Origin of the sequence: Mordavella massiliensis (genome assembly GCF_016901695.1) — a bacterium.
GTDB classification, from domain to species: Bacteria; Bacillota; Clostridia; order Lachnospirales; family Lachnospiraceae; genus Claveliimonas; species Claveliimonas massiliensis_A.
Window position 1 is genome coordinate 35,293 of record NZ_JACJKS010000015.1, and the last position, 19,186, is coordinate 54,478.

Below are 19,186 nucleotides of genomic sequence, written 5' to 3' on the forward strand. Positions count from 1 at the left end.
GAAAAGAGCAGGAGAGAAGAGACAATGGCAGGAATGTTGTACGGCGTCGGGGTGGGCCCCGGCGACCCGGAACTGATGACAATACAGGCAGTCCGCGTGATCCGGGACTGTGACGTGATCCTGGCCCCGGGGAAGGATCCGCGCCGGACTGTGGCGTGGGAGATCGCCGCAGGCGCGGTGCCGGAGATAGAGGAGAAGGAGGCCGTGGGCATCCATATGCCCATGACGAAGGATCCGGACGTCCTTAAGGCCGCCCACGCGGAGGCGGTGCGGACGATCACGGCAGTCCTTGAGGAGGGAAAGACGGCGGCTTTCCTGACCCTCGGGGATCCCTGCATCTACTCCACCTACCTGTATGTACACCGGCAGGTGCGCGGGGCAGGGTATGAAGCACGGATCATAAACGGCATCCCCTCCTTCCTGGCCGTGGCGGCTGCCGCGGGGGAAGGACTGGTGGAGAACGCCCAGATGCTCCATGTCATCCCGGCCTCCTACCCGGCCGGGGAGAGCCTTGCGCTGCCGGGCACAAAGGTGCTGATGAAGGCGGGCCGGGCGGCGGTGCAGGTGCGGGATGAGCTGCTGGCGCTGGGCGCCCGGGGCTGGGCTGTGGAGCGGTGCGGCATGGAGGGGGAGAGAATCTTTGGCTCCCTCGAAGAGATCCCGGATGATCTGAGCTACTACTCGATCATTGTGGCAAAGGAGGCAGGTGAGAGATAGATGGTGCATTTTGTTGGTGCAGGGCCCGGAGATCCGGACCTGATCACAGTCAGGGGGCGGGAGCTCCTTGCAAAGGCGCGGGCGGTGATCTACGCGGGCTCCCTTGTAAACCCGGCGCTTCTGTCGGTCTGCCCGGCGGACTGTGAGATCCGTAACAGCGCCTACATGACGCTGGAGGAAGTGATCCGGGTGATGGAGGCGTGCCATGCCAGGGGGGAGGATGTGGTGCGCCTGCACACCGGCGATCCCAGCCTTTACGGGGCCATCCGGGAGCAGATGGACGAGCTGGACGCCCGGGGCATCCCCTATGAAGTGGTTCCCGGCGTCAGCGCTTTTTCCGGGGCGGCTGCCGCGCTCGGTCTGGAGTACACGCTGCCGGGCATCTCCCAGAGCGTGGTCATCACCCGCATGGAGGGGCGGACGCCGGTGCCGGAGCGGGAGAAGATCGAGCGCTTTGCAGCCCATCAGTCCACCATGGTCCTCTTCCTAAGCGCAGGGCTTCTCCCGGAGCTCTCCGCCGCTCTCATGGAGGGGGGCTATCCGGCAGATACGCCGGCTGCGATCGTCTACAAGGCCACCTGGCCGGATGAGAAGCGGGTGCTCTGCACAGTGGCGGAACTGCCGGAGGCGGCCAGGCGGGAACAGATCTGCAAGACAGCCCTCATCATTGTCGGGCGTGTGCTTGCCGGGCGGGACTACGACAGGTCCTGCCTCTACGATCCGGCGTTTACCACGGAATTTCGCAAAGGAAGCCAGGAGAGATAGAAATGGGAAAAAAGACGCTGCTTGTGTGTTATACGGACAGAGGCCTGCGGAAGATGGAGGAGGCGGCCCGGATCCTTGCGGGGACAGGGCGGGAGACGGTCTGCCTTGAAAGGCCGCGGGGCGGGGCGTTCCTGGGAGAGTACTGGGGACAGGTCCGGGAGATCGTCTTCATCGGCGCCGCCGGCATCGCTGTGCGACTTTGCGCGCCCTATGTGCGGGATAAATTTCAGGATCCTGCGGTGGTGGTGCTGGATGAAGGGGGGCAGTTTGCCGTTCCCATCCTCTCCGGGCACATGGGAGGAGCCAACGACCTGGCCCGCCTGCTCTCGGAAGAGACGGGCGCAGCCGCGGTGATCACCACGGCCACGGACGTGAACGGCCGCTTTGCAGTGGACGAGTTTGCCAGGAAAGCCGGCTTTGTCGTGACAGACCGGGAGGCGGCGAAGCGTGTATCCGCCTGCATCCTTCAGGGGGAGCCGGTCGGTTTTTACAGCGCCCTTCCGGTCCGGGGGCCGGTGCCGGAAGAACTGACAGCCGTGAGGGACATAGGGTCCCTGGCCGGGTTTCCTGCGGCGGTCCTTGTGGAAGAAAGGCCTGGGCGGGCCGGACAGATCCCGGCGCATATCCTGCGGCTTTTTCCCAGGAACCTGACAGCCGGCATGGGCTGCCGCAGAGGCGTGCCCGCCCGGGAGCTGGAGGCGTTCCTTCTGGGGGAACTGGAGGAACTGGGCTGTCATCCGGCGCAGGTGCGGCGCCTTGCCAGCATCGACCGGAAGCGGGAGGAGGAAGGGCTTCTTGCCCTGGCCCGGAAGCTGGCGGTCCCCTTTGAGACATGGACAGCCGCAGAGCTGGCGGCTGTGAGCCCCGTCACGGGGGATTCCCCCTTTGTGGAGGAGACGGTGGGCGTGGGCAATGTGTGCGAGCGGGCGGCTCTTCTGTATGGAGGGCGGCTTGTGCTCGCAAAGAAGGCCCGGGACGGCATGACGCTTGCCCTGGCCGCAGAAGATTGGAGTGTGGAGTTTGGCTAAGCTGTATGTGATCGGCCTTGGGCCGGGAAGTTATGAAGATATGACCATGCGGGCCGCGAAGGCTCTTGAGGACTGTGAGGTGATCGCCGGGTACACGGTCTACGTGGACCTGATCCGGGAGCACTTTCCGGGCAAGGAGTTCCTCACGACCCCCATGCGGCGGGAGGAGGAGCGGTGCCGCCTGGCGCTTGCGCGGGCCGGCGCAGGGCAGACGGTGGCCATGATCTGCAGCGGGGATGCGGGCGTCTACGGCATGGCAGGGCTCATCCTCTCCATGGCCGGCGCATATCCGGGTGTGGAGGTGGAGGTGATCCCCGGCGTGACGGCAGCCCTCTCCGGGGCAGCGCTTCTGGGGGCGCCCCTTGTCCATGATTTTGCGGTCATCAGCCTGAGCGACCTCCTCACCCCCTGGGAGAAGATTGAAAACAGGCTGCGGTGCGCGGCGGAGGCGGACTTTGTCATCTGCCTCTACAACCCGTCCAGCCGGAAGCGGGCGGACTACCTTGCGAGGGCCTGCCGGATCATCGGGGCGTACCGCGGGCCGGATACAGTCTGCGGCTATGCGGTCAATATCGGCCGTCAGGGGGAGACATGCAGGATCTGCACCCTGCGTGAACTGGCGCAGACGCAGACGGATATGTTTACGACAGTGTTTATCGGGAACTCACAGACAAGGGAGGCAGACGGACAAATGATCACGCCAAGAGGGTATGAGCATGGCTAGCATTCTGATTTTTGCAGGTACGACAGAGGGAAGAAAGATCGCGGAGTATCTCCGGGGGCATGCCCCGGAGGTGTATGTGTGTACGGCGACGGAATACGGGAAAGAACTGGTGGAGGAGGGACAGAATATCCATGTCCTGGCCGGCCGGCTTGACGTGGCCGGTATGCAGGAACTGGCCCGGGAGTGCCAGGCGCAGATGGTCATCGACGCCACCCATCCCTTCGCAGTGGAAGTGTCCGGAAATATCCGCACCATGTGCGGGAGGGAGGAGATCCGGTACGTGCGTGTGCTCCGGGAGGGGGACGCCGGCACAGACAGGGCTGTCTGGGTGGAGAGCATCCGGGAGGCGGCGCAGTATCTGGAGGATAAAAAGGGAAACATCCTCATCACAACCGGCAGCAAGGAGCTGGACCCCTACACCCGGATCCCGGACTACAAAAACCGGTGCTTCCTCCGGGTCCTCTCCACAAAGGAGGCGGTGGAGCAGGCGGTTTCCCACGGATTTGAGGGCCAGCATCTGCTCGCCATGCAGGGACCGTTCTCCAGGGAGATGAACGAGCAGACACTCCGCCATGTGCGGGCCAGGTATCTGGTGACAAAGGATTCCGGCAGGGCCGGCGGATTCCGGGAAAAGATGGAGGCGGCCGCGGCGGCGGGCGCGGTCCCGGTGGTCATCGGGCGGCCGCGGGAGAAAGGGATCTCCCTGCAGGAGACGATGGACATGCTGGCGAAAAAGTACGGCTTCCGCCAGCCAAGGAAGATCACCCTGGCAGGCATTGGCCCCGGCGGGGCGGACTGCCAGACCCTGGAGGCCCGGGAGGCCATGGAGCAGGCGGACCTGCTCATCGGATCCGCGCGGATGCTTGCGGCGGCGGAGGGGATCCCTGCGGAGCACTACGAGGAGTACCGGGCCGGGAAGATCCGGGAATTTATAGGAGCCAACTCCCGCTTCCACCGGATCGTCATCCTCCTGTCCGGCGACACATCCTTCTACAGCGGCGCGGCGCGCCTGAAAGAGGAGCTTAGAGGGTACGACGTGACCGTGCTGCCCGGGGTCTCTTCCGTCTCCTGCCTGGCCGCCCGCCTCGGCGCCGGATTGGAGGGCACGCCCTGCCTGAGCATCCATGGACGAAGCTGCAACTATCTGGATTACCTGCGGGAATACGGGCGGCTCTTTCTTCTTGTGAGCAGCCCGCAGGATGTGGATACTGTGCTGGCGCGCCTGTGCAGGTACGGCTGGAAAAAGGCCCGGGTGTCTGTGGGAAGCCGCCTCACCTACCCGGAGGAGCGGATCATCACAGGGCGGGCGCAGAAGCTGGCTGAAAAAGAGATCCCGTGGGATCCCTTAAGCGTCCTTTACATGGAGGCTCCAGGCGGCCGGATCCCTTCCGGCGCCAGGGATGAGGACTATCTGCGGGGCAGGGTGCCCATGACCAAGGGCGAAGTGCGCGCGGTGATCCTCTCCTGCCTGGAGCCGGAGCGGGGCGACGTGATGTGGGATGTGGGGGCCGGCACCGGCTCCGTCTCCCTCCAGATGGCCCGCCGTGCCCTGGACGGCATGGTGTACGCGGTGGAGAGGAACCAGGAGGCGGTCGGCCTGATCCAGAAGAACCGGCACCGGCTCCGGGTGTCCAATGTGCTGACGGTCCGGGGCGAAGCGCCGGGGATCCTGCGCGCCCTCCCGGCGCCTGACAAGGTGTTTGTAGGCGGCAGCAGCGGGAACCTGCCGGAGATCCTTAAGAAGGCGTGGGAGAAGAATCCGCAGGCCAGGATCGTCGTCTCCGCCATTACCCTGAACACGGCGGCGGCGTGCATGGACTGCATGCGGCTCTTCCCGGAACACCCGGCGCAGATCACACAGATCCAGGCTTCCCGCGCGAGGAAGGCGGGCAGCTTCCAGCTTATGGAGGGACTGAATCCTGTGTACATTGTCACATTTGAAGGCGTGAAGCAGGCGGAAGGAGAGAGAAAATGAGGAAGACGCAGGCGCCAAGGCTGGTCATCGCGGCGCCTGCCAGCGGAAGCGGCAAGACCCTCCTTGCCTGCGGCCTGCTGGCGGCCCTGCGGCAGAAGAAGATACAGGCGGCGGCTTTCAAATGCGGGCCTGACTATATTGACCCCATGTTCCATGAGGCGGTGCTGGGGATCCCCTCCAAGAACCTGGACACTTTTCTGGCCGGGCGGGGGCGGATGCGGCAGCTCTTCCTTGCAGACGCCGTCCGGGCGGATGTGTCCGTGATCGAGGGCGTGATGGGGCTCTACGACGGGCTGGGCGGCGTCACCAAAGACGCCAGCACCTGGGATGTGGCCGCAGCCCTGGAGGCGCCGGTGATCCTGGTGGTGGACGCAGGCAAGGCCAGCGTCTCTGTGCTTGCCCTGATCCGGGGCTTTCTTGCCTATGCGCAGCAGGAGGGGGGAAGCCGCATCCGGGGCGTTGTGTTCAACCGTCTCTCCCCCGGCCGCTACCCGGCCCTCAAGGCGCTTGCCGAGGAGAAGCTGGGCGTCCGGGTCTGCGGGTTCCTGCCCAGGCTGGATGACGTCCGCATGGAGAGCCGTCATCTTGGGCTTGTCATGCCCGGGGAGATCCCGGGGCTGCGGGGACAGATGGAGCGGCTGGGGCAGCAGTGCCTGGAGACGCTGGATATCCCCCTTCTTCTCTCCATTGCAGGGGAGGCGCCGGCGCTTCAGGAGGAGCCGCTTCCGGCTTTCCCCCGGGGACGCGGCGTAAGGCCGGTGATCGCGGTGGCCCGGGACGAAGCGTTCTCCTTCTATTACAAGGACAACCTGCGGCTGCTGGAGATGCTGGGCGCGCAGCTTCATCCCTTTTCCCCGCTCCGGGACAGGCAGGTGCCGGCAGAGGCGGACGCCCTCCTTCTGGGCGGTGGTTACCCGGAGCTCTACGGCAGGGAGCTGTCGGAAAACAGGCCCATGCGGGACTCGGTGCAGGGGGCTGTGGCGGGCGGTATGCCCTGCCTGGCGGAGTGCGGCGGCTTCCTCTATCTGCAGGAGGAGCTGGAGGACCGGGATGGGTGCGCGTATGAGATGTCCGGCGCCCTGAAGGGCAGGAGCCGGTATACGGGGAAACTGTCCCGGTTCGGCTATGTGACGCTGACGGCGCCGCAGGCCGGGGAGACGGCGCTCCTCATGCCGGGAGAGTCGCTGCGGGGACACGAGTTCCACTACATGGATACAGACGGGAATGGAACAGATCTTCTGGCAGTCAGGCCTGTCACAGGGAGGAGCTGGCCGTGCGGCCATATGACAGACCGGTTCTACGGCGGATTCCCCCATCTGTATCTCTGGTCCCATGTGGAGACGGCGGCAAGATTTGTACGAAAGGCGGAGGAATATGGACGGGAAAGGCATACTCGATGAGATCCTGTGCGGGATGCCGGGGGAGGGAGAGATCCTGCCCCCGGACGAGAGGGCCATGGAGGCCTGCCGGAGACGGTGGCTCTCCATCGCAAAGCCCCTCTTTGGCCTGGGCAGCCTGGAAGATGCCATCACGCAGATGGCGGGTATTACAAGAAATGAAAATGTTTCTATAGACAAAAAAGGATTGATCGTCATGTGCGCGGACAATGGCGTTGTGGAGGAGGGGGTCTCCCAGACGGACAGCAGTGTGACAGCGGTGGTGACGGACAATTTCACAAAAGGCCTGACAAGCGCCTGCCTGATGAGCCGTGTGGCCGGCGTGGACGTCTTTCCCGTGGACGTGGGTGTGAAGACAAAGACAAAGGCATACCAGGACAAGGCGGCCTGGGGCACGAAGAACATGGTCAGGGAGCCCGCCATGACAAGAAAGGAGGCCCTCTTTTCCATCCGCTCCGGCATCCGGGCCGCACGGCGGTTAAAGGAGGCCGGCTACGGGATCCTTCTCACCGGGGAGATGGGGATCGGCAACACGACGACCAGCGCGGCGGTGGCCTGCGCCCTTCTGGGGGAAGAGCCGGACAGGCTGTGCGGCAGGGGGGCAGGCCTCTCTGACAAGGGCCTGCTTCGCAAGCGGGAGGTGATCCGCCGGGCGCTTGCAAAGCACAGGCCGGATCCGCAGGATCCGGTGGATGTGCTCGCCAAAGTAGGCGGCCTGGACATCGGCGGGCTGACAGGCGTCTTCCTCGGGGGAGCCATGGAGAGTCTCCCGGTGGTGATGGACGGCTTCATCTCCGCGGCTGCAGCCCTTTTGGCCTGCCGGATCGCGCCGGCTGCCCGGGACTACATCCTCCCCTCCCACATGTCCGGCGAGCCCGGGATGGAGAGGATCCTGCGGGAGCTTGGGAAGGAGGCGTTCCTTGGCTGCCATATGAAGCTGGGCGAGGGGACGGGAGCCGTGGCGCTCATGCCCCTCCTGGATATGACGCTGGAAGTATACCGGAAGATGCCGGACTTTGCCGGCATTCAGATCGAGGCATATGAGCCCCTGGGCGGCGAGCTGTCCGCCCCGGGGGAGACGGAAGGAGAGTAGGAGTCATGCTGTACATGGTATTTGGGGGAAGCGGAAGCGGCAAGTCCGCCTGGGCAGAAGATCTGGCCGTGCGCCTGTGCCCGGGGGAGAAGCTGTATCTGGCCACTCTGACGGATATCGACGGGGAGATGGAGGCGCGCATCCGGGATCACCGAAAGATGCGCGAAGGGAAGCATTTCCACACCGTGGAGCGGGGGTACGCCCTGGAGGAGCTGGATGTATCCGGGGAGAAGCTGGTCCTTCTGGAGTGCATGACCAACCTGCTGGCCAACGAGATGTACAGCGACGGCGCGAAGAAACCGTCGGACATCCCCGCCTATATCATGGAGGGGATCCGGCATCTCTGCAGCCAGACGGAGGACCTCATTGTCATCGGGCAGGACGCGTTCTCCGAGGTGCCGATGGACCCCGAGATGCGAAAGTATGTCAGGGAGTCGGGCCGGGTGAGCCAGATGCTGGCAGGGGAGGCGGATGTGGTCGTGGAAGTCAAGTACGGCCTGCCGCTTGTTCTCAAGGGGGCGGACATCCTGAGCCGGATCCCGGGGAGCGGGGAGGCGGCAAGGTGAGGCGGGGCGGAAGCTGGCGGGACAGCTTTCTCATCGCCTTCGGCATGTACTCCCGCATCCCGGTGCCCCGGGCGGACTGGGACCGGGCGTCCATGGACTACGTGATGTGCTTCTTTCCCTTTGTGGGAGCCGTGCTGGGAGGACTCTCCTTCCTCCTTCAGTGGGGCTGCGCCCGGCTGGGCCTCTCCCCCTTTCTTGCGGCTGCCCTTCTTGTGGCCCTGCCCCTGTGGGCGACGGGCGGCATCCACATGGACGGCTACATGGATACGCGGGACGCCCTTGGCTCCTGCCAGGACCGGGAGACGAAGCTTACGATCTTAAAGGACAGCCATGCCGGCGCCTTTGCAGTCATGGGTTGTGCCCTGTATCTTCTTCTGTCCTTCGGCGCCTGGGGCGCGCTCGCAGAGCGCGGGGCGGCCGCTCTGGCGAAGGGAAGCTTTGGATGGGGAACGCCTGCCTGGCAGGCGGCTTTCTGCGTCTGCGCCGGCTATATGGTAAGCCGGACCCTGAGCGCGCTGTCTGTCATCCTTTTCCCGAAGGCAAAGAAGACGGGCTCCTATGTGGCCCTCTTTTCCGGCCGGGCCGCGCGGCGGCAGGGCCTGGTATTCCTGGGGGCGCTCCTGGCCGCGGAGGCGGCATGCCTGGGGGCGCTTGGGGGCTGGCGCGGCCTGCTGACGCTTCTGGCTGCGGCGGCTGTCTTTGGATGGTACTACCACATGAGCAAAAAACAATTCGGAGGGATCACCGGGGATCTGGCGGGATATTTTGTACAGCAGGCGGAGCTTGCCGTCCTTCTTGCCATGGCGGTGACAGGGTAGAAGGAAGATGCAGATCTTACTGGTCCGCCACGGACAGACGGAAGGAAACAAAATACACAGATTTGTGGGAGGCCGGACGGACGAACCGGTGTCAGAAGAGGGGCTGGCGGTCCTGGCAGGGCGCCGCTACCCCGCGCCGGAGTATGTGTTTACAAGCCCCATGCGCCGGTGCCTCCAGACGGCCCGGACCATCTTTCCCGGTCAGGATCCGGAAACAGTCGAGGGGTTCCGGGAGTGCGACTTTGGCATTCTGGAGGGGAAGACGCACGAAGAACTGCTGGGGGATCCGGCCTACGACGCCTTCATCGGTGCGGCGGGGGCGGACACGTTTCCCGGCGGGGAGAGCATCCCCGGCTTTAACGCCCGCTGCCTGGAGGCGCTGCGGCGGACCGTGGAGGAAAGCCGGCGCAGGGGATACGGCTTTATCGCCTGCTGCGTCCACGGGGGCGTGATCATGGCCGTGCTCTCCCAGGTCATTGCGGGCAGCAGCTACTACGGCTGGAATGTGGACAACGGGGAGGGCTACCTCCTTGTGATAGACGAGAACAGATGGAAGGAAGGACAACTGGATGGCACAGTCACTGGCGGCATTGCTCATCGGATCTATACTTGATTTCATACTGGGAGACCCGCGGGGGCTCTGGCACCCGGTGCAGGGCATGGGCCGGGTGATCGCATGTCTTGAGAAGATCCTGCGCCGGGTCTTCCCGGCGGGGAAGAGGGGCGAGCGGGCGGCGGGCTTTGTCCTTGCAGTCAGCACCCCTCTCATCTGCGTGGGCGCGGCGGGACTCCTCCTCTATGGAGCCGGCCGCATCCACCCGGCGCTCCGCTTTCTCTTATCCTGCGTCATCTGCTGGCAGATGCTGGCGGCCAGATCCCTCAGGACGGAGAGCATGAAGGTGCAGGAAGCACTGGAAACTGACGGCCTGGAGGCAGGCCGGCGCGCTGTCTCCATGATCGTGGGCCGGGATACGAAGAACCTGAGCGAGGAGGGCGTGGTGAAGGCGGCGGTGGAGACCGTGGCGGAGAACACCTCGGACGGCGTGACCGCCCCCCTCTTCTATATGATCCTGGCAGGCCCCCTTGGCGGCGTTGCCTACAAGGCGGTCAATACCATGGATTCCATGGTGGGGTACAGAAACGACAGGTATCAGTATTTCGGCACATGCGCGGCCCGGCTGGATGATCTGGCAAACTTCATCCCGGCCCGGCTGTCCGCCCTGTTCATGATCCTGGCCGCCTTTCCCGCCGGCTTTGACGGCCGCGGCGCCTGGCGCGTGTTCCGGCGGGACCGGCGGAAGCATAAAAGCCCCAATGCGGCCCATACGGAGGCGGTCATGGCGGGCGCTCTGGGTGTGCGGCTGGCCGGGGACGCCTGGTACTTCGGGACGCTGCACAGGAAGCCGTTTATCGGGGATGCCAGCCGCCGGATCGGGCGGGAGGATATCCGGCGGGCCTGCCGCCTGGAGTATGCCACGGCCGTCCTTCAGCTTCTTGTGCTCGGGGGGCTGAAGGCGGCGGTGATCCTTGCCTTCCGGGCAGGGATCCTGTAGCGGCCGTAAGACGGGGCGCAAAATGAGAGACAAGAGTGAGAGACAAGAAGGAGAGACGCATGGAGCGACACGGCGGCAACATTTACGACAAAGATATACGGATCGATTTCTCGGTCAATGTGAGTCCTTTCGGCATGACGGAGTCCGTGCGGCAGGCGGCCATCCTGGGCGTGGAGGAGTCTGTCCGCTATCCGGATCCCGCACAGGGACGGCTGCGGGCTGCGCTGGCGGCCCATCATGGCATGCCCGCAGAGAGGATCGTTGCCGGGAACGGGGCGGCGGAGCTGATCTACGCCGTCTGCGCGGCGTTCCGGCCGGGGAAGGCCCTCGTCTGCGGCCCCACCTTCGGGGAGTACGAGGCGGCAGTCTGCGCCTTTGGCGGACAGGCGGTCCGTTTCACCGCCTGCCGGGAGGAGGGCTACCGGATGACAGAGCGGCTGCTTGCCGAGGTGGAAAGGCAGGAGGGACTGGACATGGTTTTCCTGTGCAACCCCAACAATCCCACGGGCAGGCTGGCGGATCCGGCCCTCCTGCGGGACCTTGCATATCTGTGCCGCGGCAGGGGCATCCTCCTTATCGTGGACGAGTGTTTCCTGGAGATGACAGAGCCGGGGGAGGGGGCCTCCTGCCTGGATCTGCAGGCGCAGTGTCCGGGGATCCTCATCCTCCGGGCCTTTACCAAGCTTTATGCCATGCCGGGGCTGCGGCTCGGCTACCTGCTGACGGCGGACGTGCAGACGGCGGACCGGGTGCGGGGCGTGCTGCCCCCCTGGAACGTGTCCTGGCCGGCCCAGCGGGCGGGGCTGGCCGCCCTCGGGGAGCAGGAAAAGACCCGCCGGACGGTGGAGGCCCTCCTTGCCGAGAGGAAGTGGCTCGGGGAGGAACTTGCAGGGCTCGGGCTTTCGGTGTGGCCCTCGGATACGACGTTTCTCCTCTTTGAGGGGCCAAAGGATCTGCAGGAGCGCTGCCTGGCAGATGGCATTTACATCCGGGACGGAGCCAGTTTTCCTGGGCTTTCGGCCGGCACCTGGCGGATCGGCGTGCGCAGGCGGGAGGAGAACCTGGAACTGTTAAGGACGATAGAGACAGCAAAGGAGAGACACAGATGGCAAAAGTGATCATGATACAGGGCACCATGTCCGGGGCGGGGAAAAGCCTTCTTGCGGCCGGCCTTTGCCGGATCTTCCGGGAGGACGGCCTTAGGACAGCCCCCTTTAAATCCCAGAACATGGCCCTCAATTCCTACATTACAAAGGACGGGCTGGAGATGGGCCGGGCCCAGGCGGTGCAGGCGGAGGCGGCGGGGATCGAACCCTCCGTCTCCATGAACCCCATCCTTCTGAAACCGACCACGGACACCGGCTCCCAGGTCATCGTGAACGGGAAGGCGGTGGGCAGCATGAGCGCCCGGGATTACTATGCCCGCAAGCAGGAGCTGGTGCCGGTGATCCTGGAGGCCTACCGGAACCTGGAGGAGCGGTATGATGTGATCGTGGTGGAGGGCGCCGGCAGCCCGGCGGAGATCAACCTGAAGGAGAACGACATTGTCAACATGGGGCTGGCCCGCATGCTCCATGCGCCTGTCCTTCTCGCCGGGGATATCGACCGTGGCGGCGTCTTCGCCCAGCTCTACGGGACGGCGGCCCTGCTGGAGCCGGAGGAGAGGGACCGGATCCGCGGGTTTATCATCAACAAATTCCGGGGGGACAGGACGATCCTGGATCCGGGCATTGCCATGCTCAGGGAGCGGATCCCCATCCCTGTGGTGGGGGTGGTGCCCATGCTGGATGTGGACATTGAGGAGGAGGACAGCCTCTCCAGCCGGCTGGAAGGAAAAGGGAAAGGAGCATCCGCGCCGGCGCCGGAGGGGCGGATCGACGTCGCAGTCATCCGCCTGCCCCGGCTGTCCAACTACACGGACCTGGCGCCCCTGGAGGCAGAGGGGCACGCGGCGGTCCGCTATGTGTCCGGCGTGCGGGAGCTTGGAACTCCGGATCTCATCCTTCTTCCCGGCAGCAAGAATACGATGGAGGACCTGCGGTGGCTCCGGATGTCCGGCCTGGAGGCGGCCATCCTGAAGCTGGCCGCAAAAGGAACGCTCATCTTCGGCATCTGCGGCGGCTACCAGATGCTGGGGGAGGAGATCGAAGATCCCTACGGGATGGAGGCAGGGGGATCCATGCGCGGCATGGGTCTTCTCCCGGTGCGCACCGTCTTCGGGAGGTCCAAGGTGACCACCCGGAGCGCAGGGAACCTTTCCGCCCTCACAGGGGACTGGGAACCCCTCTCCGGCGCGGCCTACGAGGGGTACGAGATCCACATGGGGGAGACCTGTATCCTGGAAGAGGGGGCGGCGCAGGCGCAGATCTTCGCCGGCGGGCCGGAGCGCGTCCTGGGCCTGTGCAGGAAGAACGTGGCAGGGACCTATATCCACGGCCTCTTTGACAAAGGCGATGTGGCGGAGCGGTTCCTTTGCCTGCTGGCCGCCCGGAAGGGGATCTTGCTGGAAGAAGGCGGCGGCCTGGATTTCCAGGCCTACAAGGAGAGCCAGTACAGCCTCCTTGCCCGCAAGATGCGGCGCGCGCTGGATATGGAGAGGATCTACCGGATCCTGGAGGAATCAGAAAGGAGCAGAGTCTGATGGATGGAAAAGAGAGACTGGAGCAGGTGCTGCCCGGGGAGATAGAAAAGAGAAGCTTTGCGATCATTTCGCAGGAGCTGGGGGAGAGGACCTTCGATCCCCTGGAGGAGCCGGTCATCAAGCGGTGCATCCACACAAGCGCGGACTTTGACTATGCGGATAATCTGGTCTTTTCCCCCGGCGTGATGGAGCGGGCGCTGGCTGCCGTCCGCGCAGGCGCGCGCATTGTCACGGACACCAATATGGGGCTGGCCGGCATCAACAAGAAAGTGCTGGCTTCCTTCGGCGGGGAGGCCTGCTGCTTCATGGCGGATCCGGATGTGGCGGACCTGGCGAAAAAGGAGGGGACGACCCGGGCTGTGGCCAGCATGAAGAAGGCCGCCGCCCTGGCTGCCACAGAGGAGCGCCCGCTCATCCTGGCTGTGGGAAACGCGCCCACGGCCCTGGTAGAGATCTGCGGGCTTCTGGAGAAAGGGCAGATCGCCCCGGCCCTGGTGATCGGCGTCCCGGTCGGCTTTGTGAACGTGGTGGCAGCCAAGGAGATGCTCATGGAGACGGATGTACCCTACATCGTGGCAAGGGGAAGAAAAGGCGGCAGCAATATTGCCGCCGCCATCTGCAACGCGATCCTGTACATGGCAGATCAGACCGGTCCGGCCTCCCGCGCGTGCCGCACGTAGAGGTCGCAGATCCCGCTGTACTCGCCCAGCCCCTTCAGGATGCAGACCGTCTCGTACCCCCGGGCCGCAAACCGGCTGGCCCAGGAGTCCCCGTCCTCTCCTGCCAGATCGTTGCTGGCGTGGTCGCCGGCCACCAGCATGAAGGGGGTCAGGTATACCCGGCGCACCCCGGAGCCCTCCAGTTGGGCCAGGACGGCCTCCGCATCCGGGTAGGCTTCCACGGTGCCCATGTACACGCGGGGGTATCCGGCCTGCTTGAATGCATAGTCGAGGGCCGCGTAGAGGGTGTTGGCATGGTGGGCGCTGCCGTGCCCCATGAAGACAAGGGCGTCCCTGTCAGACAGAGGCGGCAGCTCCTCCATCAGCGACCGGATCACGTGGAACTGATCCTGCGTGCTGGAAAGAAGAGGCGCGCCGAAAGAGAGGCGGGCGAACCGGTCCTCAAAGGCCAGCACGTCCTCCTTCATCTGATCGTTCTCAATGCCGTTCAGGATGTGAGTGGGCTGCACAAGAAGGTCGGTGACCCCGTCTGCGGCCGCCCGGGCGGCCGCCTCGCGCACAGAGGGGATGAGAAGGCCGTCCCTCTCCCTTAATCTGCGGATGATCATGCCGCTTGTGTAGGCGCGGTAGAACTGCCGGTCCGGGAATGCCCGGGCCAGCAGTTTTTCTATATGTTCAATATTTTTCTTTCGTGTATCTTCGTAGGTGGTGCCGAAGCTGACCACCAGCAGTCCTTTTTTTTCCATTTGCTGTTCTCCTTTATGCTTCGCCGCCTGCGCGGCGGATGTATGCTTCCAACTGGTCGAAGCTGCCGGGCGCCGGCAGATCCGCACCCAGTATGCCGCAGGCCCGGAGGCTTTCAAAGATCCGGATCACAGACGGAAGGGCAAGTTCTGCTTTGGCAAGAAGCTGCCGGTCTGTGAGGATTTTCCGGGCCGGACCCTGGGCCAGCGCCCGCCCGTCTTTCATCAGGATCACCTCGTCTGCCCACTCCAGGGCAAAGTCCGTATCGTGGGTGGCAAGAAGGATCGCCGCAGGCACGCGGCCCGGTTCCTGATCCGGCTTTCCGATCATGTCCCGGATGATGCGGGCATGTCCCGGATCCAGGGCGGCGAAGGGCTCGTCCAGGATGAGGAGTTCCGGGTGCATGACAAGGATGTCCGCCAGGGCCACCTGTTTTTTCTGGCCGCCGCTTAAGGCGTGGGCCGGACGGTGCCGGAAGGGGCCGATGCCGAGCCGTCCGATGACGGCCTCCACCTCCCGGGAGGCTTCCTCCTCTGAGAGCCCCAGATTCAGAGGGCCAAAGGAGATCTCCTGGTACACGCTGGCAGAGAAGAGCTGGGTGTCCGGATCCTGGAAGACGATGCCCACCTTCTCCCGCAGGGCCAGCAGGTCCCGCTTCCGGTAGGAGAGGGGGACGCCGTCGTAGAGAAGCCGCCCTCCATCCGGCTTTAAAAGGCCGTTGCAGCACAGGAAGAAGGTGGACTTCCCCGAGCCGTTGGCGCCCATCACCGCTGTGCGGCTGCCCCGGCGGACGCGCAGGCTGAGACCGTCAAGGGAGGGCGCTCCGGTCTTGTCATAGGAAAATGTCAGATTGTCTGCTTCAAGAATATAGTCACTCATTCGTTTCTCCTGTTATTAATATGTTTCTTACAATCCACTTTTCCTTGTCAGGAAAGCAAGGACAAGGAGGAGGAAAAGAAAGCCGGCGATCCCTGCGATCTCCCGCAGCCGGGGGGGATCCGCCTCCGGGAGCACCCGGATGGAGCCGTCGTAGCAGCGGGCTTCCATGGCGTCATAAAGGGCGTTTCCCTGCTTCATGGCCCGGATAAAGAGCATGGACGCCAGCAGCCCCCAGGAGCGGAGGGAAGTGCGAAGATCCCTGTTGCCAAGCCTGGCGTCCTGGGAGCGGAGCATGGCGGCGGCCTGCTCCAGCAGAAGGAAGAGGAACCGGTACACGAGCAGCATCAGCTCCGCCAGGATCCGGGGGAGCCGGCAGGCCCTCAAAACACCCAGGATGTCCGTCACGGGCGTGGTCAGGGCGAGAAAGTAGAGGCCGGATACCGAGGCCATGGCTGTGAGGATGAGGCGGCCGCTGCCAAGAAGGCCCTCCCGGCTGCCGGTCAGCCACAGGGGGCCGAGGGGCAGGGCGAAGGCGTCAAGGGGCGTCCGGGAAAGGTTGACCAGGACGGCGGCGGTCCCCAGAAGCACGAAGGCAAGCGGGATGAGGAGAAGCCGCAGGTAGAGCCCTGCCGGCACGCCGCCTTTCTTTATGCACAGAAAGGCCATGGCGAGGAAAACGGCTGCTGCCGCCGCTGCGGAGCGAGTCCCGACGCACAGGACGATGGAGAAGAGGGACAGGGCGCATTTTTCCCCGGCATTCATGTGGCGAAGCCCGGATGTGTAGCAGAGGCGGTCAATCAGAAGCATGGTCTGCCTCCCGGTCCTGTCTGGCCTTGTCGGACCCGGCGTCCTCCATGCGCCGCATCCACTTGCGCCGCTCCACAAGCCGGCCCATCAGGAAGGCGATGACGCCCACGCCGATCCCGGTCTGCACGCAGAAGAGAAGGCTCTCCACCTCGCCCGGCAGTTCCCCGCCCAGGGCCTGCTCCAGCACCGGGGTGAACCAGGGTTTATAGTCCTTCCCCTGTATCTCCTCCACGACCTGGCTGCCGGCGTCGTCCGTGCCGCCAAAGGAGGCGCCTTTTTGCAGAAAGAGGGGGAGGGCGGCGATGAGAACTGCAAGGAGAAGAAGGAGCAGGACGGTTCTTGCATTTTTATGTTTCATTATACAGACCTCCCTGCTTTTTCTTTTTTATAATATCCGATCATGGCAAGCTCCGGCTGCGCGTAGCTCTCCAGGGCAATGAGGATGACGACCGTAAGGATCCCCTCTATGACTGCCAGGGGGAGCTGGGCGGGGGCGAACACAGCCAGGAACTTGAGGGTTGAGGCCGCCACGCCGCCCTGTTCGGACGGGTACGCGAGGGAAAGCTGCAGGCTGGTGACGCAGTAGGTGCACAGGTCCCCCAGGGCCGCGCCAAGGAAGACAGACACCCGGCGCTTTACCCCGAGCTTCCGGCACAGGGCATAGACGCCCCAGGCAAGGAAGGGACCTGCCACTGCCATGGAAAAGGTGTTGGCCCCCAGGGTGGTCAGGCCGCCGTGGGCCAGCAGGAGGGCCTGGAAGAGGAGGACGATCACGCCGAGAAGGCTTACGGACGCCGGGCCGAAGAGGATGGCGCCAAGCCCTGTCCCTGTCATGTGGGAGCAGCTCCCGAAGACGGAGGGGATCTTGAGGGAGGAGATCACAAAGATGAAGGCGCCGGACATGGCCAGCAGGATCAGGGTCTTCCGGTTCTCCTCAAGTGTCCGTTTCAGGGAGAAGTACCCGGCCAGGAAAAAAGGCAGGCACAGAACGCCCCAGGCGATGCAGAAGCCGCCCGGCAGGTAGCCCTCCATGATGTGCATGGCATGGGCCTCCCGGGCGGTCCCGAGGACGAGGGCGGGAACTGCCGCCGCGGCGATGAAAAGCCGCTCCTTTTGTCTTTTGGCTGTGTGTATCATGAGAAATCCTCCTTTTTTACGCTGTAAAAAGCCCCTGTCCGGATCCGGGCAGGGGTACAAAAAAGAGTGGAAGAGGCAGACTGCCTTGTCTTCCCTTCCTGACATTCTTGCGTACCTTGTGCCATGCTCCGTGACAACCGGCGTTTCCTACAGGCAGGCAGGTCTTCTGACTTGGAGATCGCGGCGGCTCCTCCCCTTCCCGTGCCGGATACCGGCGCAGTGGCACGTGAGAAGCCGTTCCCTCCTTACAGCGGCGGGACCGTACAGGATTTGCACCTGTTTCCCTATTCTCCCCGCGTTTCGCCCGGCCGGAAAAATCCTGCGGGCCTGAAAAGCAGGGCACCTGCGTGTATTGGGTTGCTGCGTTTTTGTTTCTCTTAGGATAGCATACCGGGAAAGGAGCGTCAACCCGGCGGCTGCCGGCCAGGAGAGAGGAGAGGATGGAATCCTGCCTGAAAAAAGAAAAATTTCGCAGACTACATAGTTCTGCGAAACCTTATTTATTATAACGCAACTGATACCCTTCTTCAAGGTGTTTTTGGAAATAACAGTGTTCGATATATTCTGTCAATTCAAAGGAATTTCTTTCCATTATCCCTGTTTCAGAAATTAGTTTCAAAGGTTCTTTCGCAGAACTATGTATTCTGCGAAAAAAACAAAGGAGCGGATGCTATGTGGTGTGTTCTGAACTGCCCCTGCGGGCGTGAGCAGGAGATCAGCCGGATCTGCCGCAGTCTGACCGACGGGCGGGTCATCCGGGACGTCTTTGTGTTTACGCGCGAGCAGATGAAGCGGTACGAGGGTAGCTGGCATGTGGAGGAGAAGCCTCTTTTTCCAGGCAGCATTTTCCTGGAGACAGAGGACGTTCCGGCACTTATGCGGATGCTGGGGCAGATGTTCCAGGAGAACGGAAGCGACGGCAAAGCGGATATTCCGCTGCGCCAGCTCCATGCGGCTGAGGAGAAGTTCCTCGCGGAGCTGGGCGGCAGGCAGCATCATCTTCCCATGTCCACCGGTTATATCCGGGACGGCGTCACCCATGTGACGGAAGGGCCGCTAAAAGTGATGGAGTACGAGTACGCTTTAGAAGAATTTGAAAAGAAATGTTAGTAAACTCGCAACACGAGCAGGGATTTGCTCAGAATTTTTGAAGCAGACATGTGCGATTTGTCTGAGAAGATGATCCGTAAGCATTTGGATAACGCTGGCTTTTATATTAACGACTATCTTCTTCTCCATGAGCCGTTGACGATGGAAAAAGGTCTGAGCAGGATTCCCAGCTTCCTGGGTGAGTATTATATGTAGAAATGCGCCGGCACAGAAGGTACATTACGGGAGACGCCGGTCAGCATGAAGGCGTTTTACCGCTGTATGAAAAACCACAGAAATATCTCAGAGGGGTATTTCCAGATCCTTTGCGATGACATCAGGTAAAGCCTTGCAGATCCTGATCTGCTGAAGGAAGGATAGCCCCCCTGGTGTATTTCTATATATTACTCAATTCTTAACTGAAAATCAAAATTCTTATGGAAACTGTCAGGAACATGTGCTATTATATACATAAAGCATGATGTTTCTGGCAGTTTTTTTCTTTGCGGCAGCCGCCGCGTCTGATATCTTCAAAAGATCTAAAAGAAATCTCAATGCTTTTGTTCCCATTTC

The 19,186-nt window shown here is 63.1% G+C and carries 20 protein-coding genes and 1 riboswitch; of the genes, 15 read left to right on the forward strand and 5 right to left on the reverse strand.

Features of this window, described 5'->3' with window-relative positions; all coding sequences use genetic code 11:
- The first annotated feature begins 24 nt into the window (after nucleotides 1-24).
- The 14 genes from cobI to H6A20_RS10115 are packed head-to-tail and all read left to right on the forward strand — an operon-like array spanning nucleotide 25 to nucleotide 13,957.
- Complete coding sequence (cobI, locus tag H6A20_RS10050) at nucleotides 25-717, forward strand: precorrin-2 C(20)-methyltransferase (RefSeq protein WP_204906990.1); 693 nt, start codon at nucleotides 25-27, stop codon at nucleotides 715-717.
- Entirely contained in the window at nucleotides 718-1,482 is a 765-nt protein-coding gene (gene cobM, locus H6A20_RS10055) for a precorrin-4 C(11)-methyltransferase (protein WP_204906991.1), read from the forward strand.
- A 2-nt stretch (nucleotides 1,483-1,484) separates the two neighbouring features.
- Nucleotides 1,485-2,510 carry a cobalt-precorrin 5A hydrolase gene (locus tag H6A20_RS10060; protein WP_204906992.1) on the forward strand — a complete coding sequence of 342 codons (1,026 nt, stop codon included), beginning with the start codon at nucleotides 1,485-1,487 and terminating at the stop codon, nucleotides 2,508-2,510.
- Complete coding sequence (cobJ, locus tag H6A20_RS10065) at nucleotides 2,503-3,234, forward strand: precorrin-3B C(17)-methyltransferase (RefSeq protein ID WP_204906993.1); 732 nt, start codon at nucleotides 2,503-2,505, stop codon at nucleotides 3,232-3,234. The genes H6A20_RS10060 and cobJ overlap by 8 nt, the downstream gene beginning before the upstream one ends.
- On the forward strand, nucleotides 3,227-5,209 hold the full coding sequence (cobK, locus tag H6A20_RS10070) for a precorrin-6A reductase (RefSeq protein WP_204906994.1): 1,983 nt from the start codon (nucleotides 3,227-3,229) through the stop codon (nucleotides 5,207-5,209). The genes cobJ and cobK overlap by 8 nt, the downstream gene beginning before the upstream one ends.
- On the forward strand, nucleotides 5,206-6,609 hold the full coding sequence (locus H6A20_RS10075) for a cobyrinic acid a,c-diamide synthase CobB (RefSeq protein ID WP_204906995.1): 1,404 nt from the start codon (nucleotides 5,206-5,208) through the stop codon (nucleotides 6,607-6,609). Before cobK ends, H6A20_RS10075 begins: the two co-directional genes overlap by 4 nt.
- A complete protein-coding gene (gene cobT, locus H6A20_RS10080) occupies nucleotides 6,584-7,699 on the forward strand; it encodes a nicotinate-nucleotide--dimethylbenzimidazole phosphoribosyltransferase (RefSeq protein ID WP_243426202.1) in 1,116 nt (371 codons plus the stop codon). Before H6A20_RS10075 ends, cobT begins: the two co-directional genes overlap by 26 nt.
- Nucleotides 7,700-7,704: 5 nt before the next feature.
- Complete coding sequence (locus H6A20_RS10085; RefSeq protein WP_204906996.1) at nucleotides 7,705-8,265, forward strand: bifunctional adenosylcobinamide kinase/adenosylcobinamide-phosphate guanylyltransferase; 561 nt, start codon at nucleotides 7,705-7,707, stop codon at nucleotides 8,263-8,265.
- The gene (locus H6A20_RS10090) at nucleotides 8,262-9,083 is read left to right on the forward strand and encodes an adenosylcobinamide-GDP ribazoletransferase (RefSeq protein ID WP_338106673.1); all 822 of its coding nucleotides are present in this window, start codon (nucleotides 8,262-8,264) and stop codon (nucleotides 9,081-9,083) included. The genes H6A20_RS10085 and H6A20_RS10090 overlap by 4 nt, the downstream gene beginning before the upstream one ends.
- 7 nt (nucleotides 9,084-9,090) lie before the next feature.
- Complete coding sequence (locus H6A20_RS10095; protein WP_204906997.1) at nucleotides 9,091-9,696, forward strand: histidine phosphatase family protein; 606 nt, start codon at nucleotides 9,091-9,093, stop codon at nucleotides 9,694-9,696.
- Entirely contained in the window at nucleotides 9,653-10,636 is a 984-nt protein-coding gene (cbiB, locus tag H6A20_RS10100) for an adenosylcobinamide-phosphate synthase CbiB (RefSeq protein ID WP_204906998.1), read from the forward strand. Before H6A20_RS10095 ends, cbiB begins: the two co-directional genes overlap by 44 nt.
- Before the next feature lie 35 nt (nucleotides 10,637-10,671).
- Nucleotides 10,672-11,754, forward strand: a complete 1,083-nt coding sequence (locus tag H6A20_RS10105; protein WP_204906999.1) for an aminotransferase class I/II-fold pyridoxal phosphate-dependent enzyme — start codon at nucleotides 10,672-10,674, stop codon at nucleotides 11,752-11,754.
- Nucleotides 11,742-13,277, forward strand: a complete 1,536-nt coding sequence (locus H6A20_RS10110) for a cobyric acid synthase (RefSeq protein ID WP_204907000.1) — start codon at nucleotides 11,742-11,744, stop codon at nucleotides 13,275-13,277. The genes H6A20_RS10105 and H6A20_RS10110 overlap by 13 nt, the downstream gene beginning before the upstream one ends.
- Complete coding sequence (locus H6A20_RS10115) at nucleotides 13,277-13,957, forward strand: precorrin-8X methylmutase (protein ID WP_204907001.1); 681 nt, start codon at nucleotides 13,277-13,279, stop codon at nucleotides 13,955-13,957. Before H6A20_RS10110 ends, H6A20_RS10115 begins: the two co-directional genes overlap by 1 nt.
- On the opposite strand, the gene H6A20_RS10120 is transcribed toward H6A20_RS10115, so the two are convergent.
- From H6A20_RS10120 to H6A20_RS10140, 5 genes are read right to left on the reverse strand one after another with little or no spacing between them, the layout of a single operon-like run.
- Nucleotides 13,921-14,703: a sirohydrochlorin cobaltochelatase gene (locus H6A20_RS10120; protein ID WP_204907002.1), complete on the reverse strand. Its 783-nt coding sequence runs from the start codon at nucleotides 14,701-14,703 to the stop codon at nucleotides 13,921-13,923. The two genes, H6A20_RS10115 and H6A20_RS10120, sit on opposite strands and share 37 nt — an antisense overlap.
- Before the next feature lie 13 nt (nucleotides 14,704-14,716).
- The gene (locus H6A20_RS10125; protein WP_204907003.1) at nucleotides 14,717-15,580 is read right to left on the reverse strand and encodes an energy-coupling factor ABC transporter ATP-binding protein; all 864 of its coding nucleotides are present in this window, start codon (nucleotides 15,578-15,580) and stop codon (nucleotides 14,717-14,719) included.
- 27 nt (nucleotides 15,581-15,607) lie between these two features.
- Nucleotides 15,608-16,387, reverse strand: a complete 780-nt coding sequence (gene cbiQ / locus H6A20_RS10130; RefSeq protein WP_204907004.1) for a cobalt ECF transporter T component CbiQ — start codon at nucleotides 16,385-16,387, stop codon at nucleotides 15,608-15,610.
- Entirely contained in the window at nucleotides 16,374-16,745 is a 372-nt protein-coding gene (locus H6A20_RS10135; RefSeq protein WP_204907005.1) for an energy-coupling factor ABC transporter substrate-binding protein, read from the reverse strand. The genes cbiQ and H6A20_RS10135 overlap by 14 nt, the downstream gene beginning before the upstream one ends.
- Nucleotides 16,745-17,524, reverse strand: coding sequence for an energy-coupling factor ABC transporter permease (locus tag H6A20_RS10140; protein ID WP_204907006.1), 780 nt, complete (start codon nucleotides 17,522-17,524; stop codon nucleotides 16,745-16,747). Before H6A20_RS10140 ends, H6A20_RS10135 begins: the two co-directional genes overlap by 1 nt.
- Nucleotides 17,525-17,678: 154 nt before the next feature.
- Nucleotides 17,679-17,870: riboswitch (cobalamin riboswitch) on the reverse strand.
- 326 nt (nucleotides 17,871-18,196) lie between these two features.
- Between H6A20_RS10140 and H6A20_RS10145 the strand changes: the two genes are divergently transcribed.
- Nucleotides 18,197-18,634: a hypothetical protein gene (locus tag H6A20_RS10145; RefSeq protein ID WP_204907007.1), complete on the forward strand. Its 438-nt coding sequence runs from the start codon at nucleotides 18,197-18,199 to the stop codon at nucleotides 18,632-18,634.
- Nucleotides 18,635-19,186 lie beyond the last annotated feature (552 nt).